This window comes from Corynebacterium halotolerans YIM 70093 = DSM 44683, from assembly GCF_000341345.1.
In the GTDB taxonomy this organism is placed as follows: Bacteria; Actinomycetota; Actinomycetes; order Mycobacteriales; family Mycobacteriaceae; genus Corynebacterium; species Corynebacterium halotolerans.
This window is the reverse complement of sequence record NC_020302.1, coordinates 2798222-2822099: the sequence shown is the minus strand read 5'-3', so window position 1 is coordinate 2822099 and position 23878 is coordinate 2798222. Positions and strand designations below refer to the sequence as shown.

Genomic DNA, 23878 nt, shown 5'->3' with positions numbered 1-23878 from the left:
TTCAGCGCTCCAGGTGTCCGACGGGGCGCAGCACGCCGAAGCGGTGCATGGTCACGGAGACGGCCTGCTCCAGCAGCAGCGGCAGCAATTCGCGGCGCCCGTCCGCCAGCACCGGGTGGTCGAGGACCACCGACTGCGATTCGACGGCCGCCTCCCACAGCGGGGAGTCGACCTCGCCGAGGACGCGCACGCGCGCGCCCGGGGTGTCCTCGACCTCGACGTCGAAGGCGTCGTCGGAGATCTGACGGACCTCCACGCCGACCTTCCGCAGTTCCGCAGCCACCCGCGGGGAGGCGCTGACGTCCACCTTCGTGCCGGTGCGCAGACCCGCCAGCCGCAGGCGGATGACGTCGCGGAGCGCGAAGCCCGGGCCCACGCGCACCTTGAAGGGCTGCAGGAGCGGGCGGTAGCGGAAGATGTTCGCCTCGCTGCGCAGGGCGGTCAGGTCGTGCTCCACACCGAACTCCTCCCGCCAGGCCAGCTCGTCGAGTTCCGCGGCGCTGCGCAGCCAGGCGAGGTCGGCGTCGGTGAGCTGTCCGCGCAGCCGGTCGTAGGCGGCGCGCAGCTCGGCGGCGACCTCCGGGATGAGCTGCACCTGGGCCTGGGCGAGCGTGCCCTCGGTCCAGGTGCCCTGCTGGCCGACGTAATTCGGACCGCCGGCCTTGGCGCCGGTGCCCAGCGAGGAGTCCTTCCAGCCGCCGAAGGGCTGGCGCTGCACGATCGCTCCGGTGATGCCACGGTTGACGTACGCGTTGCCCACCTCGACGTTGTCCATCCACCAGGCGATCTCGTCGTCGTCGAGGGAGTGGATGCCGCCGGTGAGCCCGAAGCCGGTGGAATTCTGCCACTCCACCGCCTCCTCGAGGGTCTCGGCGTGCATGATGCCGAGGACAGGCCCGAAGCACTCGTTCTGGTGGTACCAGGAGCCGGGTTGGACATTGTCGCGGATGCCCGGGCTCCAGAACCGGCCCTCCTCGTCGAGCTTGCGGGGCCGGACCAGCCAGGTCTCACCCTCGTCCAGCTGGGTCAGGCCGCGCAGCAGCTTGTCTCCCGGCGGCTCGATCAGGCCGTTCATCGTGGTGGAGATGTCGGTGCCGGGGCCGACCTTGAGGGTGGACACGGCGTCGACGAGCTGGTTGAGCACGCGCTTCGACTTGCCGGCCGGGCCGACCAGGATCAGCAGGGCGGCGGCGGAGCACTTCTGCCCGGAGTGGCCGAAGGCGGAGTGGTAGATGTCGGACACGGCCAGGTCGGGGTCGGCCGCCGGGGTGACCACGATGGCGTTCTTGCCGGAGGTCTCGGCGTTGATCTGCATCTCCGGTCGCCAGGAGCGGAACAGCTTCGCGGTTTCCGAGGCGCCGGTGAGGATGACCGAGTCGACGTCCGGGTGCGAGACCAGGCGCTGGCCGGCGTCGCCCTCGTCGGTGCGGACCAGCTGGACGAGATCGCGGTCCAGGCCGTGGGCGTCCAGGGCCCGGTGGATGGCGGCGACGGCCACTTCCGCGCAGGCGACGACCTGGGGGGCGGGTTTGATGATCACCGCGGAGCCGGCCGCCAGGGCGGCGAGCACACCACCGGTGGGGATGGCCACGGGGAAGTTCCACGGCGGGGTGACCACGGTCAGCTTATGCGGGGTGAACACCGAGCGCGCGGCGTCCAGTGCGCGGGCGCTCTCGCCGTAATAGGTGGCGAAGTCGATGGCCTCGGAAACCTCCGGGTCCGACTGCTCGACGGTCTTGCCGCCCTCGTGCGCCATCACGGACAACAGGTCGGCGCGGGAGTCGGCCAGCTCATCGGCGATGGAGTCGAGCACCTCGGCACGTTCGAAGCCGCTGCGCGACGCCCACCCGGGGGCCAGTTCATGCGCCCGGGCGACGGCGGCGTCGACAACCGCGGGGTCGGTGACCTCCGGTGACTCCGGGGTGTACGGGGCGGCGGCGAGCAGGTCGAGCGCCCACGCCCGGTTGGCGCGCAGGGCGGGATCGGTGTCGGGTTCGTTGACGAAGCGTCCGATGCGCGGGGCCTGCCGCCCGGACTCGGCGCCGCGGTCCTGCCTGCGCTGCGGTTCCGCGGTTGTCGTCCAACGCTCGGCGACCGAGCGGCGGAAACGCTGCTCCTGCTCCTCCAGCGGGGTCAGGTGATCCGGGCCCTCGATCTCGGGGGCGAAGAGCGCGTGCAGGAAGTTCTGCGGCTCGGCGTTCTCCTCGAGACGGCGGACCAGGTAGCTGACGGCGACGTCGAAGTCCTCGGAGTGGACGACCGGGGTGTAGAGGATCATCCGTCCCACCACGTCCGCGACGCTGCGCGCCTGGTCCGGGGCCATGCCCTGCAGCATCTCGGCGTCCATCTGGTGCTCGACGCCGCGCCTGACGGCCAGCTCCCAGGCCAGCGACATGGTGTAGAGGTTGTGGCTGGCCACGCCCACCCGCAGGTTATCAGCGTGCTCGGGACGCAGCAGCCAGTCGAGCAGCCGCAGGTAGTTCGCGTCGACCTCCGCCTTGGTGAAGTAGGGCGCCTGCGCCCAGCCGTGCACCTCGGCCTCGGCCTTCTCCATGGACAGATTCGCACCCTTGACCAGGCGGACCTTGATCGGGGCGCCGCCCGCTTCCCGACGCCGCGCGGCGAACTCCGCGAGCTCGACCACGGCGTCGAAGGTGTCCGGCAGGTAGGCCTGCAGCACGATACCGGCCTCGTAGTCACGGAACTCCGGCTCGTCGAGCAGCTCGGTGAACAGGCGGATGGTCAGCCGCAGGTCCTTGTACTCCTCCATGTCCAGGTTGATGAACACCTGCGGGGACTGGGCGTGCGCGGCCCGGTAGAGGGGGCGCAGCGTGTCCTTCAGACGCACCACGCTGCCCTCGAGATCCCAGGGGTTGAGCTGGGCGCACAGGCTCGAGGCCTTCACCGACACGTACGTCACCCGCGGGTTGTTGATCAGTGCGAGGGTCTGCTCGGAGCGTCGGGCGGCCTCCTCGTCACCGAGGACGGCCTCGCCGAGGAGATTGAGATTGAGCTGGTAACCGGCCGCATGGGACTCGTCGAGCAGCTTGTTCAGTGCCTTGCCCTCGGCGTCGAGGACGAGGTGGCCGACCATCTGGCGCATCCGCTGCCGGGCCAGGGGCATGACCACGTTCGGCAGGGCGGGGCCGACCAGCCCGCCCAGCCGCAGCGCCGCCTTATTGAGGGGGCCGAGGAAATCGGGGCCGGCCGGCATCTTGGCCAGCGCGGCCGCGGCGGTGCCGTTGTCCTCCGGACGGGCGACCCGGTCCACGAAGTCCATGGTGAAGTTCACGCCCTCCGGATCACGGACCAGGGCGGCGAGCCGCTCCGTGGCGGTCGAGTCCGACTTGTCGGACGCGCTGGTCTGCTCCAGCCAGGTGCGGGCGCGCTTCACGGCGGACTCGACGACGTCCTCGACGTCGGAGGAGACGGGAAGCGGCGAGTAGGCGGGCGAGGTCTGGGAGGTCATGGTCATACGGTCCTTCCGGTGATGGAGCGGGCGGTGAAGGTAAAAATGGCGTTCAGCGCACCACCGGCGGACGGTCACTGACATGACGGGTGCGGGTCAACTGGAAATTCATCGCGCACACCGCCTTTCACGGGTTGTCGCGGCCATCCGGCCTGCCCGACGTTCGGCGGTGCCCCTGATGTGAGGGGCACCCTGTTTATGGTCAGTATATGAGCCACATCTCACATGTGGGAGGAGTTCATTGTCCGGGTCCCCCTGCGGAGGTGGGGGCGACTGTACCTGTATCGGCGGCGGCGTGCGTGGGCCGGTGGCGCAGCGCCTTTCATGTGTCGCGGTGACGGTGGTGGCCGAGGGGCGATGGGAACTGACCCGAGGGGGGCTGCACTGGCGGCGGTGTCGGGATGCCCAAATCGTCTTGTGGTCGTTTTTAAGAGCTTCGCTTCATGCCGCCGCTGCGAGTTCATGGGGGTACCAGTGAAAAAGAAAAAAGTTGAGTCGAGTGGGAACAACTTTGGGGTACGGTCCGTTGTAGGGTGTGAGAGCTTGAGTGACATCGGCTCAAGGCCTCTGTTAGGATGGCTTCCAGAAGTTGAGCTGGTGTCAGTCAACTTAAAAAACGTGACCAATAGGAGGAAGAATTATGGGACGCGCAGTAGGCATCGATCTCGGTACCACCAACTCGGTGGTTTCCGTGCTCGAAGGTGGCGAAGCCACCGTCATCGCCAACTCCGAGGGCGCCCGGACCACTCCGTCCGTCGTCGCCTTCGCCAAGAACGGTGAGGTTCTCGTCGGCCAGTCCGCCAAGAACCAGGCCGTGACCAACGTCGACCGCACCATCCGCTCCGTCAAGCGCCACATCGGCACCGACTGGACCGTCGACATCGACGACAAGCAGTACACCCCGCAGGAGATCTCGGCCCGCACGCTGATGAAGCTGAAGCGTGACGCCGAGTCCTACCTGGGTGACGAGGTCACCGACGCCGTGATCACCGTCCCGGCCTACTTCGAGGACGCCCAGCGCCAGGCCACCAAGGAGGCCGGCCAGATCGCTGGCCTGAACGTCCTGCGCATCGTCAACGAGCCCACTGCCGCGGCTCTGGCCTACGGCCTGGAGAAGGGCGAGCAGGAGCAGACCATCCTGGTCTTCGACCTCGGTGGCGGCACCTTCGACGTCTCCCTGCTGGAGATCGGCGACGGTGTCGTCGAGGTCCGCGCCACCGCCGGTGACAACGCCCTCGGCGGCGACGACTGGGACCAGCGCATCGTCGACTGGCTGGTGGACAAGTTCAAGTCCGCCAACGGCATTGACCTGACCAAGGACAAGATGGCACTGCAGCGTCTGCGCGAGGCCGCCGAGAAGGCCAAGATCGAGCTGTCGTCCTCCCAGCAGGCCACCATCAACTTGCCGTACATCACCGTCGACGCCGAGAAGAACCCGTTGTTCCTCGACGAGACCCTGTCCCGCACCGAGTTCCAGCGCATCACCCAGGACCTGCTCGACCGCACCAAGCAGCCGTTCAACCAGGTGATCAAGGACGCCGAGCTCTCCGTCTCCGAGATCGACCACGTCGTCCTCGTCGGCGGCTCCACTCGTATGCCGGCCGTCTCCGAACTGGTCAAGGAGCTCACCGGTGGCAAGGAGCCGAACAAGGGCGTCAACCCGGACGAGGTTGTCGCCGTGGGCGCCGCCCTGCAGGCCGGCGTTCTGCGCGGTGAGGTCAAGGACGTCCTCCTGCTGGACGTCACCCCGCTGTCCCTGGGCATCGAGACCAAGGGTGGCGTGATGACCAAGCTCATCGAGCGCAACACCACCATCCCGACCAAGCGCTCCGAGACCTTCACCACCGCCGAGGACAACCAGCCCTCCGTGCAGATCCAGGTCTTCCAGGGTGAGCGTGAGATGGCCACGGCCAACAAGCTGCTGGGCTCCTTCGAGCTGGGCGGTATCGCCCCGGCCCCGCGCGGCGTCCCGCAGATCGAGGTCACCTTCGACATCGACGCCAACGGCATCGTCCACGTCACCGCCAAGGACAAGGGCACCGGCAAGGAGAACACGATCAAGATCCAGGAGGGCTCCGGCCTCTCCCAGGAGGAGATCGACCGCATGGTCAAGGATGCCGAGGCCCACGCGGAGGAGGACAAGAAGCGCCGCGAGGAGCAGGAGACCCGCAACTCCGCCGAGTCCATGGCCTACCAGACCCGCAAGTTCATGGAGGAGAACGCCGACAAGGTCTCCGAGGACATCAAGACCAAGGTGGAGGACGCCGCCAAGGAGGTCGACGAGGCCCTCAAGGGCGAGGACCTCGACGCCATCAAGGCTGCCGTCGAGAAGCTGTCCACCGAGTCCCAGGAGATGGGCAAGGCCATCTACGAGGCCGAGGCCAACGCCGGCGCCACCCAGGCTGACGCCGCCCCGGAGGGTGACGACAACGTCGTCGACGCCGAGGTCGTGGACGAGGACTCCACCGACGAGAAGAAGGACGGAGACAAGTAGTGACTGACCCCTACAAGCTCCCCGACAACCCGGGCGACCCGGACTCCACTGACAACGAGGGGACCTTCCCGGACGAGGCCGAGAACCTCGCCGAGGAGGCGGCCCGCTCCCAGGGTGGTGACGAGGACGACGACCTGCTGACCACTGCCCCGGACCCGATCGTCGACGAGGACGTCGACCAGTTCGACCCCACCCGCGAGGCGGACCTCGAGGGCGACGTGGAGACCGCGCTCGATGACATCGATGCCGAGCTCGGCCCCGACTCCGAGATCGACGGTGACGGCGAGGCGACGAGCGTCGAGCTCCAGCTCGCCGAGCGTACCGAGGACCTGCAGCGCCTGAGTGCGGAGTACGCCAACTACCGGCGGCGCACCGAGCGTGAGCGCGAGGCCGTCATCGACACTGCCAAGGCGTCGGTGCTGACCCAGCTGCTGCCGATCCTCGACGACCTCGACCTGGCCCGCCAGCATGGTGACCTGAGCGAAGGTCCGCTCAAGGTCTTCGCCGACAAGTTCACCGACACCGTGAACGGGCTGAAGCTCACCGCTTTCGGCGCTGAGGGCGACGAGTTCGACCCCGAGATCCACGAGGCGGTCCAGGACCTGTCCTCCGGCGAGGAGAAGTCCGTGGGCACGGTGCTGCGCAAGGGCTATCGCGTGGGCGACCGTCTGGTCCGCACCGCGATGGTCATTATCGCGGACCCGACCGGGGGCGGCGCCGATGAGGAAAAGGGCGGCGGCGCGGAGCAGTAACCGCCCCACCGATCCCACCCTCCTGCACCGCCGTCCCAGGGGACGCCCCCAGCGCCGCCCCCGGGCGGCGGTGCATCCTTCTTTCCACCGGCAGTACCCGACCAACCCGACCTTCCTGAAAGGAGGAGATGCCCAGTGACGATCCAGCGCGAATGGGCAGACAAGAACTACTACGCAGATCTAGGGGTCTCCTCGTCCGCATCCGCCGAGGACATCAAGAAGGCCTACCGGAAGCTGGCACGAGAGAACCACCCCGACACGAACCCCGGTGACAAGGTCGCCGAGGACCGCTTCAAGAAGGTCGCCGAGGCCTATGACGTCCTCGGTGACGAGAAGAAGCGCCAGGAATACGACGAGCTGAAGTCCATGCTCCGCTCCGGCGGGTTCGGTGGCTTCGGCGGGGGCGGGGGTACCGGCTTCTCCGGCGGGTTTCGCCAGGCGGCGGAGGACTTCGACGTCTCGGACATCTTCGGGGGCCGGGGAGGATCCGGTGGAAGATTTTCTTCGGACGGCGGTCTGGGCGATCTCTTCGGTGGCGTTTTCAACCGTGGCAACGGTCCTCGTCACGCAGCTCGGCCGACACGGGGAGCGGACGTCGAAACGGAGATCACCCTTAATTTCCGCGAGGCGGCGAAGGGGACGACGATCCCGCTCCAACTGAGCGGCGAGGCCCCCTGCAACACCTGCCACGGCTCGGGTTCGAAGTCCGGCAACCCCTCCACCTGCGGGGTCTGCAACGGCTCCGGGTTCACCTCGGAGAACCGGGGGGCCTTCGGCTTCTCCGCACCGTGCACCAACTGCGGCGGTACCGGCCAGGTCATCACCGACCCCTGCCCGACCTGCTCGGGTACCGGCACGGTCCACCGCACCCGCTCGATCACCGTGCGCATCCCCGCGGGCGTGATCGACGGGCAGAAGGTGCGCCTGGCCGGCCAGGGCGAGGCCGGACCGAACGGCAAGCCGGCCGGCGACCTGTTCGTCACCGTGCACGTGCGTGACGACGCCGTGTTCACCCGCTCGGGCGACGACCTCGAGGTCACCGTCCCGGTGTCCTTCGGCGAACTCGCCCTGGGCGACACCATCACGGTGCCCACCCTGGACGCCCCCGTCCGGGTCAAGGTGCCCGCGGGCACCCCGGACGGCCGCACCCTGCGGGTACGTGGACGGGGCATCCCCCGGCGCAGCGGTCAGGCCGGTGACCTGCTCGTCACCGTGCAGGTCACCGTCCCGAAGCACCTGGACGCCGCCGCGGCCAGCGCGCTGCGGACCTACGTTCAGGCGGAACGGGACTCGGGCTTCAACCCGCGGGCCGACTGGCCCGGTAACGAATAAGGCAGCAGGAGAGTCAGGAAGGAGGTGACGCACAGTGGCAACCGGGAAGAACAAACAGGACAAGTCCTCCACCGAGGAGCTCGGCGAGGTCTTCGTCATCTCGGTCGCCGCCGAGCTGGCGGGCATGCACGCCCAGACCCTGCGGACCTATGACCGCATGGGGCTGGTCACCCCGCTGCGCACCTCGGGCGGCGGGCGCCGCTACTCCCGCCGCGACGTGGCGATGCTGCGCAAAATCCAGCGCCTGTCCCAGGAGGACGGGGTCAACCTCGCCGGCATCAAGGCCATCATCGAGCTGACCGAGGAACGCGACCGACTGCGCTCCGAGCTCGAGGAGGTGCGCGAGGAGAACCAGCGCCTGCGCGGCAGGATCAACCGCCACTCCCATAATCGGGGCGGTGAACTGGTCCACGTGCCGCGCTCCACGGCGGTGGTGATGTGGGAGCCGCGCCGCATGCGGCGGCGTTGAGTCCCGCTTCCTCGGCTACCCGACGAAGTACCTGACACCCGCCCCATCCCGCTGTTTCGGGGGTGGGGCGGATTTCTCCTGTCCGGCGCCCCGTGCCCCACGGGGGCGGGGGTCGCGGCGTCGGCGCGCATCGTCACCATCTGAACCCTCGCCACCCCCTCGTGGGGGAGACCACCGCGCGGGGTGTCTCCGGTTTGTCCAGCGTGCCGAATCGCGGCGCCCGAAATTCGCCACCCTGCCAGTCCCGCTGCCACAAGTCCTTGCAGGGTGGAGTTCCAACGGTTAAGAATGTGACAGGTGGCACACCTGTCCGCCTCGCATGACTCACCGCACACCTGGAGGACTCCATGACCGTCTACGCCAACCCGGGCTCCGAGGGCTCGATCGTCAACTACGAGAAGCGCTACGACAACTACATCGGCGGCACGTGGACTCCGCCGGTGGACGGCCGCTACATGGACAACATCACCCCGATCACCGGAGAGGTGTTCTGCCAGGTGGCACGTTCCAGCGCCGCCGACGTCGAGCTGGCCCTGGACGCCGCGCACGCCGCGGCCCCGGCGTGGGGAAAGACCTCTCCGGCCGAGCGGGCGCTGATCCTCCACCGCATCGGCGACCGGATCGAGGAGCACCTCGAGGAGATCGCCGTCGCCGAGACCTGGGAGAACGGCAAGGCCGTACGTGAGACCCTCGCCGCCGACATCCCGCTCGCCGCCGACCACTACCGCTACTTCGCCGGCGCCATCCGCGCCCAGGAGGGCGGCATCTCCCAGATCGACGACGACACCGTCGCCTACCACTTCCACGAGCCGCTCGGCGTCGTCGGCCAGATCATCCCCTGGAACTTCCCGATCCTCATGGCCACCTGGAAGATCGCCCCGGCCCTGGCCGCCGGCAACACCATCGTGCTCAAGCCCGCCGAGCAGACCCCCGCGTCGCTGCTCTACCTGATTGACATCATCGGCGACCTGCTGCCTGACGGCGTGCTCAACATCGTCAACGGCCTCGGCGAGGAGGCCGGCGCCGCGCTGTCCTCCTCCGACCGCATCGCCAAGATCGCCTTCACCGGCTCCACCGCGGTGGGCAAGATGATCAACAAGGCCGCGTCCGACAAGATCATCCCGGTCACCCTCGAGCTGGGTGGCAAGTCCCCGTCCATCTTCTTCCCCGACATCATGGACGCCGACGACTCCTTCCGCGAGAAAGCCGTCGAGGGCTTCTCGATGTTCGCGCTCAACCAGGGCGAGGTGTGCACCTGCCCCTCGCGCGCCCTGGTCCACGAGTCCATCGCCGACGAATTCCTGGAGCTCGGTGTCAAGCGCGTCGAGGCCATCAGGATCGGCAACCCGCTCGACACCGAGACCATGATGGGTGCCCAGGCCTCCCAGGAACAGATGGACAAGATCACCGGCTACCTCAAGCTCGGCCCGGAGGAGGGCGCGGAGACCCTCACCGGTGGCGGCCTGAACAAGGTCGAGGGCTACGAGAACGGCTACTACATCCAGCCGACCGTCTACAAGGGCGACAACTCCATGCGCATCTTCCGGGAGGAGATCTTCGGCCCGGTCCTGTCGGTGGCGACGTTCAAGGACTACGACGACGCCATCCGCATCGCCAACGAGACCAACTACGGTCTCGGCGCTGGTGTGTGGACCCGCAACGCGAACACCTCCTACCGCGCCGGACGCGACATCCAGGCCGGCCGAGTGTGGGTGAACCACTACCACGTCTACCCGGCCCACTCCGCCTTCGGCGGTTACAAGGAGTCCGGCATCGGCCGCGAGAACCACCTGATGATGCTCGCGCACTACCAGCAGACGAAGAACATGCTGGTCTCCTACAGCGAGTCCCCGGCCGGGCTCTTCTAGCCCAGCCCCGGTCTCAGCGACCCGGCCTCCCTGTCAGATCACCGATCCGGTCGAGGAAGTCGGGGTCGTCCCAGTAGGAGGCGTGGTCGCCCCGGGGATCCGCCTCCCAGACCTGCGCCCCGAACCGTTCGGAGGTCGGATCCACCCCGTGTACCCCGGTGCGTGGGGTGGCCACGAGCCCGATCGGATCGGCGCCGTTGGTCACGGCGTGCACGCCGGGGGAGTCCCCGAGCAGGTGCAGCTGTCCGGCATGGGTGGCCCCGACCCCGGGACTGCCGACGAGCACCAGCTCATCGGCGTGGAGGCCGGATTCCCCGGCGTCGGCCGCCGCCCCCGCGACAACCGAGCCGTAGCTGTAGCCGACCACGATGCGCTGCTGGTCGGGAAACCGCTGGGCCAGTTCCGCCTGGAAGCGGCGCAGCTCCGCACCCGCCCGGTGGGCCGGTTGCCGGGCCAGGGCGTGGGGGACCTGTTCCGGGGCAGTGTATCCCAGCCACACCACGCCCGCCCCACCTGTGGCCGAGGTCAGTGCCCGGGTGCGGTCGATGTGGGTGGTCCAGCCGGACGGGTCGGAGGAGCCTGTCCCGGCGACGAAGGTGGCGACCGAGTCCGCGGACTCCAGATCGCCCACGGCGGCGACGAGTCGGCCGTCGGAGGCCTCCAGCAGCCGCAGGTCCGGGTGTTGCCGGGCCAGCTCCACCACGTGCGGCGGGGCGTCGAGAAGCATCAGTTCGTGCACGGCGTCGACGGGCAGATCGGGCAGATCCGACAGCCGCCGCGGCGGTTCGGCCGGGACGGGAGTGCACAGCGCGTCGATTCGGCGGGCGCACGCCCAGTCCAGCAGCTCGCCCAGGGCGGCGAGATCGCGCAGCAGGGCGTCGACGGTGGGGGAGGCGCCGCTGACCTGCTCCGCGACGGCGAGCGCCCGGTCGGCCGTCGCGTCGAGTTCCTCGCGCAGCGTGGCGGTCACGGCGAGTACCCGCGCGACCAGCTCCATCTGCCGTGGCGGCAGGGACAGCGGGGTGGTCAGTTCGTGGAGGCGGGCCACGGCTTCGACGGCGGCCTCGCCGGTGAATCCGCTGGCCGGCAGCCGGTCCCAGTCCCGGTGGCGGGCGTCGGTGTCACCGGTCAGGACGGTGGCGGAGTGGGTGAGGGCACCGGCGGCGGAGCGCAGGGCGGTGGCGTCGGGGAGCATCACCGCATCACCTCCCGGAGTCGGCGTGCGGACGCGGCGTCGTGCGAGAAGGCCCGGTGGGCGAAGTCGCGGATTCCCGCCAGGTGGTCGAGGAGAGTGGCCTCGGCGTCGCGGCGGGTGGTGCGCCAGCCCAGCACGGCGCGGGCGAGGGCCGCGGCGGTGCGGGAGCCGGCGGGCAGGGCGGGGGAACCGGGATCGGGGGACGGGCGGTGGAGCAGGTCGGTGAGCAGATCGACGGTGGCGGTCGGCAACTGGAGGTGGCTCATGCGGTCAGTGTCCGCAACGGCCGCGCAAGGGCCAAGCGGGGTGGGTGCGGGGTTGTGGAGAAACGGGGGTTATCCACATATCGTGGGGTGCATGCGGATCGGAATCGTGCAGCTGCAGTCCACAGGGGATACCGTCGAGAATTTGGCGCTCGCCCGCGAACGCGTCCGGGAGGCCGCCGGGCAGGGGGCGCGACTGATCGTCCTGCCCGAGGCGACCAGCCAGTCCTTCGACTCGGGGCGGCTGGACAAACAGGCCCAGGACCTCGACGGTGAGTTCGCCACCGGTCTGCGGGAGACCGCCGAGGAGCTCGGCGTCACGGTCGTGGCCGGTATGTTCCGCCCCGCCGACACCATTGAGCGTGACGACAAGACGATCAACCGCGTCTACAACACCGCGTTGTTGACCGGGCCGGACATCCACACCGGCTACGACAAGATCCACACCTTCGACGCGTACAACTACGCCGAGTCCGACACCGTGCACCCGGGCGAGGACCTCGTGGTCTTCGAGGTCGACGGGGTCGGGGTCGGCGTGGCGATCTGCTACGACATCCGCTTCCCCGACCTGTTCCGGACGCTCGCGCAGAATGGCGCGGAGGTGATCGTGGTGCCCACCAGCTGGATGGACGGGCCGGACAAGCTCGACCAGTGGCGCCTGCTCACCGCGGCCCGCGCCCTCGACTCGACCTCCTACCTCGTCGCCGCCGCGCAGGCCCGACCCGGTGGGGAGGCGGAGGCCGGCCGGGCATCGGGGCCGACGGGCATCGGCCATTCCTGTGTGGTGGGTCCGACCGGCAAGCGCCTGGCGGAGGCCGGGTATGAGCCGGAGGTCATGGTCTTCGACCTGGATCTCGATGAGGTGGAGAAGACTCGCGCATCGCTGCCGGTGCTCGAGAACTAGGGCGGGTGGCGGAGGCCGGCGTTCCGCCCGCCGCCGGTCTTTCCGTCACCCCTTCCCGGCACCACCGAACCGACCTATGCTGGAGGCGACACTCTCCAGCTGACAGGCAACCTCCCGGTCCGGCTCAGAGCCCGGCCCCCGGGGCATCGCCGGGAAGGTACCGGGACATGACGGAGTTTCTGGACAGGCTCGACGCCGGACGGCAACTGGCGCAGCGGCTGCGCGGGCTGTGCAACCGGGACATCGTGGTGGTGGGGCTTCCCCGCGGCGGGGTTCCCGTGGCGGGGGTGGTCGCCCGCGAGCTCGACGCGCCCCTGGATGTGGTGATGGTGCGCAAGCTCGGCGTGCCGCGCTACCCCGAGGTGGCCATGGGGGCGATCGGCGAGCAGGGCGTGCGCGTGCTCGATGAGGCGATCGTCGACCGGGCCGGGGTGACGCCCGGGCAGGTGGCGGAGGTGGAGCAGCAGGAGCAGGCGGTGCTGCAGGAACGGGCCGCCCGCTTCCGGGAGGGGCGCGAACGACTGGATCTGAGCGGCCGCACCGTGCTGATCGTCGACGACGGTATCGCCACCGGCGCCACGGCCCGGGTCGCCTGCCTGAGCGCCCGTCAGCAGGGCGCGGTCACCGTGCTGGTGGCCGCGCCGGTGGCCACCCGGCAGGCGGTCGAACGGCTCACCGACGCGGACGAGGTTGTGGTCCTGTCCACCCCACCGGACTTCCGGGCGGTGGGGCAGTACTACCGGGACTTCTCCCCCACGACGGACGATGAGGTGGTGGCGGCCCTGGACCGGGCCGCCCGCCGCCGACGGGAACGGGCGGGCGGAGACACCGCAGCGCCTGCGGCACCAATGGAACAGGCTCCGGTCTCAGATGAGGTACGGATCCCTGCGGGACAGGTGGTGCTCGAGGGACATTTCCACCTGCCCTCGGCGGGTGCCCCCGTGGTGGTCTTCGCCCACGGCAGTGGCAGCAGTCGGCACAGTCGGCGCAACCACTACGTGGCGTCCGTGCTGCAGGAGGCCGGGCTGGGCACTCTGCTGCTGGACCTGCTCACCCGGGAGGAGGCGGCGGACCGGGCCAATGTCTTCGACATCGGACTGCTGGCCGGGCGTCTGACCGCGGCGGAGGACTGGGTACGCGGACAGTCGCAGAGCATGTCCTCGCCCATCGGGTTCTTCGGGGCCAGCACCGGTGCCGGGGCCGCACTGCGGGCCGCCGCCGAACCGGGGACGTCGGCCGGCGCCGTCGTCTCGCGGGGTGGCCGACCGGACCTGGCCGGGCAGCAGCTGGCGGACGTCCAGGCGCCGACGCTGCTCATCGTGGGCGGACAGGACCGGGAGGTCCTGGCCCTGAACCGCCAGGCCCGGGACCAGCTCCGGTGCGAGAGTCGCCTGGAGATCGTGGAGGGCGCGACGCACCTGTTCGAGGAGCCGGGCACCCTGGAACAGGCCGCCGGGCTCGCGCGGGAGTGGTTCCTCCGGCACCTGTCCCCACCCGACGGCACGGCAACGGACATGGAGGCGGCGTCATGAGATTCTTCGGCTCCCGCGGTGATTCGGACACCGGGGCGGGCGAGGAACTGCGCTCCCTCGCAAGCCCCCTGCGCGCTCCGGCGGACCTGGAGCCACTGGTGGAACAGGCCGCCGACGCCCGGTTCGTCTGCATCGGCGAGGCCTCCCACGGCACCCACGAGTTCTACCGGTGGCGCGCGGAACTGAGCCGCCGGCTGATCACCGAGCACGGCTTCACCTGGATCGGCGTCGAGGGCGACTGGCCCGACTGCTGGCGGATCAACCGGTGGGTGCGCAACCGGGACGACCACGACCTCGACGCCCGCGATGTACTCAAGCACTTCCACCGCTGGCCGACCTGGATGTGGGCGAACGAGGAGGTCGCGGACTTCCTCGACTGGTTACGCGACTGGAACTCGAACCAGCCGTCCGAGCGGCAGGTCAGCTTCTACGGCCTGGACGTCTACTCCCTGTGGGACTCCCTCCGGCAGACCATCAGCTGGCTCGAGACCAATGCCCCCGAGGCGCTCCCGGCCGCCCACCAGGCCTGGCAGTGCTTCGCCGGCTACAACGAGGATCCGCACTCCTATGCCCGCAGCCTGCGGATGGTGGACGAGGCCTGCGAGGACGACGTCGTGGAGCTGCTGGTGCACGTGCGCCGGCTCGCCATGGACGGGGTCCCCGCGGAACCGGAGGCGCTGGATGCGGCCCTCAATGCCCTCGTCGCCGCCGATGCCGAGCACTACTACCGCTCCATGGTCCTGGGCAACCGGCAGTCGTGGAATATCCGCGACATCCACATGGCCGACACCATCGACCTGCTGGCGGAACATCACGGTGAGCACTCCAAGGCGCTGGTCTGGGAGCACAACACCCACGTCGGCGACGCCCGCGCCACCGACATGGCCGATGCCGGGCTGGTCAACGTGGGGCAGCTGGTGCGGGAACGGCACGGCGGGGACGGGGTGGTCCTCGTGGGCTTCGCCTCCCACCGCGGCACGGTCATCGCCGCCGAGCGGTGGGGAGCACCCCAGGAGGTCATGACGGTCCCCGAGGCCCGCGCCGGCAGCCACGAGGCGCTGCTGCACGAGACACTGGGCGAATCCGCGGTGCTCGTCTTCGGCCCGGAGCGCTCGGGGCCGTGGCTGGATTCGCGCCGGGGACACCGTGCCATCGGCGTCGTGTACCACCCTCGGCGCGAGGCGGGCAACTACGTGGCGACGGTGATGGGCGGCCGCTACGACGCGCTGCTCTGGCTGGAGGAGACCACGGCCCTTCGGCCACTGCACCGGGAGGGCCCGCCCGGGGAGCCTGAGCTGGACACCGAGCCCTCCGGTTTCTAGATGATTGATTCCGGGGGTTTAGTGGTCGTACGCGGTCAATGATCTTAGGACCGGCTGGCCGGTGGTGTGGTTGTGCCAGATCACCGCGCTCAACGCCAGCAACCGCCGCACCATCCGGCTGAGCACCCCGGAGATGGTCCGGCCTCCGTGCTGCTCCAGGCCCAACTGGCCTTTCAACGTGTCAAACACCGACTCGATCCGTTGCCGCAGAGGTTTCAGAAAGTGCTTGCCGGGCCTGGATGTTTCCCCTTTCCGGGCCGGCCGGATGAGTTCGACACCACCATTGTTGAGTTCTTCTTCCAACCAGGTGCCGTTGTAGCCCTTGTCCGCCATGATGATCTGGCCGGCCGGCACGGGCACCGGTGCCGCATCCAGCATGGACAGCAGGGTGGCGCGTTCATCGGCCTTCGCCCCGGTGAGCGCGTAGCCGACCGGCAGACCGTGCAGGGTGGAGACCAGATGCAGCCGTAGTCCCCAGAAAAAGCGGGAGTGCGACGCGCAGTAGCCGTACTCGGCGAACCCGGCCATGTTCGATCGTTTCACCGTTTCCCGGGAGCGGCCACATTCGACCGGGGTGGAGTCCACGACCCAGACGTCATCGTTGAGCAGCCCGGTACAGGTGGCCAGGTGGGTCATGATGTGCTGCATGAGTTCGGTGAGGTTGCGTTGGCGTTTGTTGTAGCCGGGCTGCTGGGGGATATAGGGAAATACGCTGGCCAGTCGTGTGCGGGCGAAGCGGATGAAGCGGCGTTCGGAGGTGAATCCGAGCAGGGTTTCGATGATGCCCAGGACGATGAGTTCCGCGTCGCTGATCCGTGGTTGGATTCCGGTGGCTGGTCGCTGTGGCGCGAGCTCGGGATGGGTGTTGATGAAGTCGTCGGCGGTGACGTAGAGTGCGGTTGCGAGAGTGTTGAGATTGTTGTCCACAACTTCGATCTTGAACACTCTCGCTTTATTTTTGGGTAGCGACTCCCCTGGAATCAATCATCTAGCATTCCGCGCCGGGTGCGGTGCAGGGGGAGCTGTGCACCGGCGTGAACACGTTCAGGGCGGGCGCGCCCTGGGGAATAACGGACGGCCGGAGGACGTTGTCGTCTGGGATGCCGCGTAGCTGTCGCCGGTCGTGGTCCGAATCCAGCGGTCGGCCCGTGGTTGCGTGAGGCGCCCGTCTTCTCTGCGTCGTGGAATCGCCGGTCAGCTGGCGCGGGAAAGATGTGCTGCCGCACCCGGGGCGGTGGGGTGGGCCCGCGGAGAGTTATTCGTGTCGTCAGGGTCGCCGGAAACAGGCAAGGCACCAGGCAAGGTGGTACTGCCGCGGGCGATGGGCTCCCCGGCAGTTCGTGACGGTCAGATAACACGGGGTTGTCATCGGGGAACGGGTGCAGGCCGTCTGTGAATGCCGGAAATCCCGTGTGCGGTGGGAATTTGCCCCCGGAAAACCGAGACGTTATTGTTACCCTCCATCAGATAACGGAACGGTCACGACATCGTTGCAAATGCAACACAAATTGTGACGGTAGGCAGATAACCCCACGAAGAGAGAAGATTTATGCTTAGCAAGGCTCAGCGGACGACCAGGCGTCGCATCGCCCTCGCGGCCGTCGCCGGCGGAGCGGTCTCCACCGCGGGCATCGGAGGAGCCACCGCGGCGACCCTCACCCAGACCGAGACCCCCGCCTCCTCCGAGGTGGCGGCCGTCGATTACGAGCTGGTCAACGACGCCACCCAGATGTCGTCCTCCCTGGCCGAGAGCGCCCCGCAGATCCTGGCGCTCTCCGAGTACAAGCCGGTCAGCAACATCCAGGACCAGCTGACCAAGGCCGTGGAGTACAGCGCCGGGCGCGCCCAGGCCGATCTGGCCGCCCGCGCGCCCTCCGTGGTCAAGCCGGCCCAGGGCACCTTCACCTCCGGCTACGGCCCCCGCTGGGGCGCCTTCCACGCCGGCATCGACATCGCGGCCCCGATCGGCACCCCGATTCTGGCCGTCATGGACGGCACCGTCATCAACTCCGGCCCGGCCTCCGGCTACGGCCAGTGGATCCGCATCAAGCACGACGACGGTTCCATGTCGGTCTACGGCCACATGTCGACCCTGGCCGTCGGTGTCGGTGAGCGCGTCAGCGCCGGCCAGTACATCGCGGGCATGGGCAGCGAGGGCTTCTCCACCGGCTCGCACCTCCACTTCGAGATCCACCCCACCGGCAACGGCGCCGTGGATCCCGTCCCGTGGTTCGCCGAGCGCGGGATCTACATCTAGCAGTCCCCGGAAGAGGACCCGGTCGCCATCAGGTGACCGGGTCCTCACCTCTTTCCGCCGGCCGGTCGACGCGGCTTACCGCGGGCCCTTCGCCGGCCACTCCTCGGTACGCTCCCACGCCTCGGCCTGGATATTCTCCGCCGTGATGCCGCCGGCGAGCAGGGTGTCGACCGTGCCGCGCACCCGGTCGGCCTCCCCGGCCACCAGCATCTCGTAGTGGGGCCAGGGCCCGGCGTCGGTGACCACCTCGCCGATCTCCCGGCGCACCCGCGGTGCCAGCCGCTGGAGGGCCTGCGGTGGCACGGTCGACCGGACCCACCAGGCGTCCTCGGCGTGCTCGACGACCGGCACCACCGTCAACCAGGACAGCGCCTTCGACAGCTGCCACAGGCTCATCAGGTCGTAGAGCTCGCCGGGGTACTCGGCCCCGAAGAACAGGTGCACGCTCGGGGGGTTCTCCGCGGTGAGCAGCTCGAACAGAATGGCCCGCAGCGGGGCCAGGCCGGTGGAGTGGGCGATCATCACGATGCCGCGGTCGCCGCGGACGCGCAGCCCGCCCCGCGGGGCACCCAGCGTCCAGTAGTCGCCGGGGCGGGTGGTGGCCAGCAGGTGGGAGGCCGAGCCGGTGTCGTGGGCGCGCACGTGGAACTCGAGCTGGCCGTGCTCGTCCGAGGGCAGTGCGGGGGAGAGCGTGCGCCAGACCCCCGGCAGGTAGGAGGCGGTCACCGGCAGGTGCTGGCCGGCGCGGTAGGGGACGGGCAGGCCGGACTCGAGCCGGATCACGGACACCCGGCGTGAGCGGCGTTCCACGCTGACGACCTCCGCGGAGGACGCCGGCAGCTCGCCCGCCATGTCCGCCTCCCGGGCGGCGTCGGCCATGGCCCCGCAGACGCGGGCGAAGACGTCCCCGGCGGCGTCGACAAGCGGGTCGTCGACGCCGCCGTGCTCCGCCGTCACGGTCCGCAGTCCGCCGCGCAGGGCGGTGAGGAATGCGGGGTAGACCTCGGCGGGGAAGCCGTGGCGGCGGTGGTCGACGCCGAGCCGGCGGATGCGGGCGAGGACATCGTCGGGCAGGGTGCCGTCGGATGAGGTGCGTTCCAGCACCCAGGCCAGGGAGGACGCCAGGTCCACGTGGGTCTCGCGCAGCGTCAGGGGGAAGACCTGGCGGGCCTCGAGGACGTCGAGGTAGAACCGCCGGTGGACCTCGTCGCGGAACTCCCCGGACCGGGCGCGCAGAACTCCGCCGACGGCGGACAGGGGTGACGAGGGCATGGCCCCCATTGTGCCCGCTGTCGCCACGGTGACCACAGTCGACACCCGAACCGCGTCCGCCCCGGTGCCCAATGGTGCGTTTAAACTGGGCTGACCCGGCACGGGTACCGACCACGGGGAAGGGATACGCATGATCGAGTTCGAGGGTGTCACCAAGACCTATCCGGGGTCGGCCCGCCCCGCCGTCACCGGCTTCAGTCACCGGGTGGCGCCCGGATCCACCACCGTGTTCGTGGGGCCGTCGGGCTGCGGCAAAACCACCCTGCTGCGCATGGTCAACCGGATGGTGGAACCCGATGCGGGCCGCGTGCTGGTCCGCGGCGAGGACGTCACGGACGGCAACCCGGTCGCGCTGCGCCGGTCCATCGGCTACGTCATGCAGCACTCGGGGCTGCTGCCGCACCGCACGGTCGTCGACAACATCGCCTCCGTCGCCCGCCTCCACGGGGTGGGTCGGCGGGACGCCCGCGAGCGCGCCGGCGAGATGCTGCGGCTCGTCGGTCTCGACCCCGATCTGGGCGGCCGGTACCCCGCGGAGCTCTCCGGCGGTCAGGCCCAGCGGGTGGGCGTGGCCCGCGGGCTGGTGGCCGACCCGGACATTCTGCTCATGGACGAGCCCTTCGCCGCGGTGGATCCGGTGGTGCGCCGGGGTCTGCAGGAGGAGGTCATGGGCCTGCAGGAACGCCTGGCCAAGACGATTCTCATGATCACCCACGACATCGACGAGGCGTTCCTGCTCGGCGACGAGATCGTCCTGCTGGGCATGGAGGGCCGCATCGAGCAGGTGGGCACGGCGGAGGAGTTCGTCACCGCGCCGGCCAACGGCCGGGTCCGCGAGTTCACCGGCGCGGAGGCGCGCCTGCTGCAGGTCACCGAGCGCGGCGGACGACGCCTCGTCGTCGACCGCGGCGGTCGGGTGCGGGGAGTGCTCGAATGAGGTGGGAGTGGATATGGACCAACCACGAGCGTGTCCTCGAGCTGGCGTGGGCGCACGTGAACCTGTCGTGGCCGGCGGTCGTCGCGTCCTTCCTGCTGGCCCTGCCCGTCGGCTGGTGCGCCCACCGGTACCGCCCGGCCCGGGAGGTGCTGGTGGTGGCCACCGGCCTGCTCTACGTCATCCCCTCGCTGGCGCTGTTCGTGGTCATGCCCCTGGCCCTGGGCACCTCAATCCTGTCCCCGTTCAACGTGGTGGTGGCCATGACCCTCTACGGTCTGGCGCTGCAGGTGCGCACCGCCGCGGACGCCTTCGACACCGTGCCCGGTGAGGTCCGCCAGGCGGCGGTGGCGATGGGGTACCCGGCCTGGCGGCGGGTGCTCACCGTCGACCTGCCCCTGGCGGGCCCGGTCCTGCTGTCCGGGATCCGGGTGGTCTCCGCCTCGACGATCAGCCTGGTCTCCGTCGGCGCGCTGATCGGGGTCTCCTCCCTGGGCACCCTGTTCACGGAGGGCTTCCAGCGCTCCTTTCCCACCGAGATCATCGCGGGCCTGCTGGGCACCGTGGTGCTGGCCGTGATCTTCGACGCCGTCCTGGTGGCGGTCGGCCGGCTGACGATGCCGTGGACGAGGACGCGGACACGGATGCGGACGCGGGCGACCGGGAGGGTGCGATGAACCAGCTCTCCCAGGCGTTCGCCTTCCTGGCCGACCCCGCCAACTGGGACGGGGCCGGGGGAATCACCCAACGCACCCTCGAGCACCTGATGTACACCGGCCTGGCGGTGGCCGTGGCCTGCCTCATCGCCGTCCCGCTCGGCCTGTGGGTCGGCCACACCCGCCGTGCCGCTGACAGCGTGGTCGCCGCCGCGGGGGCGCTGCGCGCGCTGCCGTCGCTGGGCCTGCTGACCTGGCTGACCATCGAGATGAGCATCGGGGTGCGTATGCCCCTGGTGCCGGCGACGGTCGTGCTGGTCATTCTGGCGGTGCCCCCGCTGCTGGCCGGCACGGTTTCGGGCATGGTCGCCGTGCCGCGGGCGGTGACCGAGGCCGCCCGGGCGACCGGTTACAGCGAACGGCAGATCCTCACCGGGGTGGAGCTGCCCCTGGCCGCCTCCACCATGGTCGGAGGGCTGCGCTCGTGCGTGGTGCAGGTGCTGGCGACGACCACCGTCGTGGCCTACATTGGGCTGTCAGGCCTGGGCCGTTATCTCATCGACGGGCTGGCGCTACGGGACTACCCGCAGATGCTGGCGGGCGCCCTGCTGGTGACCGCGCTCGCGCTGATCGTGGATCTCGTCCTCGCGGGCCTGCAACGCACGCTCAAGCCCCAAGGGAGTCCCGCATGAGAATCCGTCCCCGTCACGCCACCGTCACCGTCGCCGCCGGTGTGCTGTTCGGTCTGACCCTGACCGCCTGCTCGTCGGAGGACCCCCTGGCGGGCGACGACGCCGGGACCACCGCGGCGGGCGGCGACGACACCATCGTCATCGGCACCGCGAACTTCCCCGAGTCCGAGATCATCGGCCAGGTGTGGGCGGCGGCGCTGGAGGACGCCGGTTTCGACGTCGAGGTCAACTCCGGCATCGGCTCCCGCGAGGTCTACCTGCGGGCGCTGGAGGAGGGCAGCGTCGACCTGGTGCCCGAGTACCTCGGCAACCTCACCCAGTTCCTCCTCACCGACGCCGGTGGACAGGAGATCGGGACCGGCGCCGACGCGGAGGAGGTGTACGAGACCCTCCAGCAGGCGCTGCCCGAGGGGCTGGCCGCCGGTGAGTACGCCGAGGGCGAGTCCAAGGACTCCTACCGGGTGACCCGGGAGCTGGCCGAGGAGCACCAGCTGGAGACCCTCGGGGACCTGAACAACCTGGAGCAGGTCCGCATCGCCGGCAACCCCGAGCTGGCCGAGCGCCCCTACGGCCCGCAGGGCCTGACCGAGGTCTACGGCGTGGGCGCCGACAAGATCACCCTGGTCCCGATCTCCGACGGCGGCGGTCCCCTGACCATCGCCGCGCTGACGGAGGGCACCGCCGAGGTGGGCAACATCTACACCACCTCGCCGCTGCTCGACGCGGACGGCAACGAGGTCGACCTGGTGACCCTGGAGGATCCGGAGCAGCTGATCCTCCCGCAGAATGTGCTGCCGCTCATGCAGGCCGACGCCGTGCCGCCGGAGGCCCGCGACGTCATCAACGGCGTCAACGACTCGCTGACCACCGATGCGCTGGTGGAGATGAACCTGCGCAATATCGGCGAGGAGAAGGCCGAGCCCACCGTGATCGCCCGCGACTTCGTCGACGAGCAGCAATGATTCCCCGCTGCCGGAGGGCAGCTGCGGGAAGCCGATGACCGTCCTGTTGCGCCACTGGGGACCGGACGGCACGTGGCGCCCGCGGATTATTCGGCGGTGACCCATGAGGCGGACCGCGACAAGATCACACCGATCACGTGCACTCCCTACGGCATCAACTCCGACCGGCTGCCCGTGACCGCCGGAAGCGGGCGCGCCGGGCGGCGGAGTGAGCGCGAGCCCCCGCCTTTCGTGGAGGACGGCAGCTCCGGCGGGGCTCTGGTGTCGGGCTCCGGTTCGTGAGTCCCCTTCATCAGTATTTTGGGGCATGTTCAAACCCGCCCACGTTCACCGAAACCCGCCCATTTTCACCGCCCCGCCACGCACAAACGCCCGCCCCCGAATCCAGAAGGGGCGGGCGTCCACGACGCGGAAGGTCAGTCGATCGGGTAGCCCTCGACGCGGCCCTCGGAGGCCGGGAGCCAGCCGAGTGCCGGGGCCACGTGCTCGGCGAAATTGGACAGGATGGACAGGTTGACGTCCACACCCATCTGGTTGGGGACAGTCAGCATCAGGGTGTCGGCGGCCATAACGGCCGGATCGGCCCTGAGCTGCTCGATGAGCTTGTCCGGTTCGGCGGCGTAGGAGCGGCCGAAGGTCACCGGGGAGCCCTCGCCGAGGGAGCCGATCTGGTCCTGCGAGTTGCCCTGCAGGCCGAACAGCTGCCGGTCACGCTCGCTGACGATCGGGAAGACCGAACGGGAGACGGACACCCGCGGGGTCCAGTCGTGGCCGGCCTCCTTCCAGGCGGCGCGGTAACGCCGGATCTGCTCGAACTGCATCTCACCCAACGAACTCCCGTCGGCCTCGGAGACCAGGGTGGAGCTCATGAGGTTCACGCCGTCACGCGCGGCCTGCTCGGCGGTGGAGTGGGAGCCGGCGCCCCACCAGATGTTCCGGCGCAGCTGCGGTGAGTGCGGGAAGACCGGCAGCGGGGTGCCGCCGCGGTACATCCGCGGGTACTGCTGATCCTCCGGGGCGGCCTTGGCCACGCCGTAGCCGTCGATGGCGGCCAGGAAGGTCTCGAACTTGTTGCGCGCCATGTCCGCGCCGTTGGGGGCCTCCGCGGCGTAGCCGAAGGACTCCCAGCCGCGCTCGGCCGGCTCCGGTGATCCCCGGGAGACGCCGAGGGCGACTCGGCCGTCGGAGAGCAGGTCGAGGGCGGCGGCCTCCTCCGCCAGGTAGAGGGGGTTCTCGTAGCGCATGTCGATCACGCCGGTGCCGACCTCGATGTGCTTCGTGGAGCCGGCGATCGCGCCGAGCAGCGGCATGGGGGACGCGCCCTGCGGGGCGAAGTGGTGGACGCGGAAGTAGGCGCCGTTGACGCCGATCTCGTCGGCGGCCTTGCCCAGCTCGAGGGCCTGCTGGAGGACCTCGCGGGCGCCGGGGCCCGCCTGGTTACCGATGGCGTAGTGGCCGAAGCTCAGGAATCCGAAGGCTTTCATGTTCTCAATCCTAGGTTTGTT

20 protein-coding genes are annotated in these 23878 nt (G+C 69.5%); 14 read left to right on the top strand and 6 right to left on the bottom strand.

Going from position 1 to position 23878, the window contains the following annotated elements; translation table 11 throughout:
• Position 1: 1 nt before the first annotated feature.
• Complete coding sequence (locus tag A605_RS12940) at positions 2–3475, bottom strand: proline dehydrogenase family protein (protein ID WP_015401958.1); 3474 nt, start codon at positions 3473–3475, stop codon at positions 2–4.
• A gap of 634 nt (positions 3476–4109) precedes the next feature.
• Between A605_RS12940 and dnaK the strand changes: the two genes are divergently transcribed.
• The 5 genes from dnaK to exaC all read left to right on the top strand — a co-directional run bounded on the left by dnaK (position 4110) and on the right by exaC (position 10384).
• Entirely contained in the window at positions 4110–5963 is a 1854-nt protein-coding gene (gene dnaK, locus A605_RS12935) for a molecular chaperone DnaK (RefSeq protein ID WP_015401957.1), read from the top strand.
• Entirely contained in the window at positions 5963–6715 is a 753-nt protein-coding gene (gene grpE / locus A605_RS12930; RefSeq protein ID WP_015401956.1) for a nucleotide exchange factor GrpE, read from the top strand. The genes dnaK and grpE overlap by 1 nt, the downstream gene beginning before the upstream one ends.
• 141 nt (positions 6716–6856) lie before the next feature.
• Complete coding sequence (gene dnaJ / locus A605_RS12925; RefSeq protein ID WP_425277968.1) at positions 6857–8047, top strand: molecular chaperone DnaJ; 1191 nt, start codon at positions 6857–6859, stop codon at positions 8045–8047.
• A 124-nt stretch (positions 8048–8171) separates the two neighbouring features.
• Complete coding sequence (locus A605_RS12920; RefSeq protein WP_149029530.1) at positions 8172–8516, top strand: heat shock protein transcriptional repressor HspR; 345 nt, start codon at positions 8172–8174, stop codon at positions 8514–8516.
• 347 nt (positions 8517–8863) lie between these two features.
• Complete coding sequence (exaC, locus tag A605_RS12915) at positions 8864–10384, top strand: acetaldehyde dehydrogenase ExaC (protein ID WP_015401953.1); 1521 nt, start codon at positions 8864–8866, stop codon at positions 10382–10384.
• A 13-nt stretch (positions 10385–10397) separates the two neighbouring features.
• Here exaC and A605_RS15600 read toward each other — a convergent pair whose 3' ends face one another.
• A complete protein-coding gene (locus A605_RS15600) occupies positions 10398–11579 on the bottom strand; it encodes an alpha/beta hydrolase (RefSeq protein WP_015401952.1) in 1182 nt (393 codons plus the stop codon).
• Entirely contained in the window at positions 11579–11845 is a 267-nt protein-coding gene (locus A605_RS12905; protein WP_034990974.1) for a hypothetical protein, read from the bottom strand. The genes A605_RS15600 and A605_RS12905 overlap by 1 nt, the downstream gene beginning before the upstream one ends.
• Positions 11846–11936: 91 nt before the next feature.
• Between A605_RS12905 and A605_RS12900 the strand changes: the two genes are divergently transcribed.
• The 3 genes from A605_RS12900 (at position 11937) to A605_RS12890 (ending at position 15600) form a co-directional block, all read left to right on the top strand.
• On the top strand, positions 11937–12746 hold the full coding sequence (locus A605_RS12900; protein ID WP_015401950.1) for a carbon-nitrogen hydrolase family protein: 810 nt from the start codon (positions 11937–11939) through the stop codon (positions 12744–12746).
• A gap of 167 nt (positions 12747–12913) precedes the next feature.
• A complete protein-coding gene (locus A605_RS12895) occupies positions 12914–14278 on the top strand; it encodes a phosphoribosyltransferase family protein (RefSeq protein WP_015401949.1) in 1365 nt (454 codons plus the stop codon).
• Entirely contained in the window at positions 14275–15600 is a 1326-nt protein-coding gene (locus A605_RS12890) for an erythromycin esterase family protein (protein WP_015401948.1), read from the top strand. The genes A605_RS12895 and A605_RS12890 overlap by 4 nt, the downstream gene beginning before the upstream one ends.
• An 18-nt stretch (positions 15601–15618) precedes the next feature.
• Here A605_RS12890 and A605_RS12885 read toward each other — a convergent pair whose 3' ends face one another.
• A complete protein-coding gene (locus tag A605_RS12885) occupies positions 15619–16527 on the bottom strand; it encodes an IS982 family transposase (RefSeq protein WP_042440207.1) in 909 nt (302 codons plus the stop codon).
• A gap of 622 nt (positions 16528–17149) precedes the next feature.
• On the opposite strand from A605_RS12885, the gene A605_RS12880 reads away from it, so the two are divergent.
• Positions 17150–17857: a M23 family metallopeptidase gene (locus A605_RS12880; protein WP_015401947.1), complete on the top strand. Its 708-nt coding sequence runs from the start codon at positions 17150–17152 to the stop codon at positions 17855–17857.
• A gap of 75 nt (positions 17858–17932) precedes the next feature.
• Here the strand turns inward: A605_RS12880 and A605_RS12875 are convergent, their stop codons facing one another.
• Positions 17933–19129: an FAD-binding oxidoreductase gene (locus A605_RS12875; protein ID WP_015401946.1), complete on the bottom strand. Its 1197-nt coding sequence runs from the start codon at positions 19127–19129 to the stop codon at positions 17933–17935.
• 130 nt (positions 19130–19259) lie between these two features.
• Between A605_RS12875 and A605_RS12870 the strand changes: the two genes are divergently transcribed.
• The 5 genes from A605_RS12870 to A605_RS16060 all read left to right on the top strand — a co-directional run bounded on the left by A605_RS12870 (position 19260) and on the right by A605_RS16060 (position 22655).
• Entirely contained in the window at positions 19260–20066 is an 807-nt protein-coding gene (locus A605_RS12870; RefSeq protein WP_015401945.1) for an ABC transporter ATP-binding protein, read from the top strand.
• Complete coding sequence (locus A605_RS12865) at positions 20063–20740, top strand: ABC transporter permease (protein ID WP_015401944.1); 678 nt, start codon at positions 20063–20065, stop codon at positions 20738–20740. The genes A605_RS12870 and A605_RS12865 overlap by 4 nt, the downstream gene beginning before the upstream one ends.
• A complete protein-coding gene (locus tag A605_RS12860) occupies positions 20737–21411 on the top strand; it encodes an ABC transporter permease (protein WP_027004394.1) in 675 nt (224 codons plus the stop codon). The genes A605_RS12865 and A605_RS12860 overlap by 4 nt, the downstream gene beginning before the upstream one ends.
• The gene (locus A605_RS12855) at positions 21408–22373 is read left to right on the top strand and encodes an ABC transporter substrate-binding protein (RefSeq protein WP_015401942.1); all 966 of its coding nucleotides are present in this window, start codon (positions 21408–21410) and stop codon (positions 22371–22373) included. The genes A605_RS12860 and A605_RS12855 overlap by 4 nt, the downstream gene beginning before the upstream one ends.
• Positions 22374–22469: 96 nt before the next feature.
• On the top strand, positions 22470–22655 hold the full coding sequence (locus tag A605_RS16060; RefSeq protein ID WP_015401941.1) for a hypothetical protein: 186 nt from the start codon (positions 22470–22472) through the stop codon (positions 22653–22655).
• A 134-nt stretch (positions 22656–22789) separates the two neighbouring features.
• Here A605_RS16060 and A605_RS12845 read toward each other — a convergent pair whose 3' ends face one another.
• Complete coding sequence (locus A605_RS12845) at positions 22790–23857, bottom strand: LLM class flavin-dependent oxidoreductase (RefSeq protein WP_015401940.1); 1068 nt, start codon at positions 23855–23857, stop codon at positions 22790–22792.
• Positions 23858–23878 lie beyond the last annotated feature (21 nt).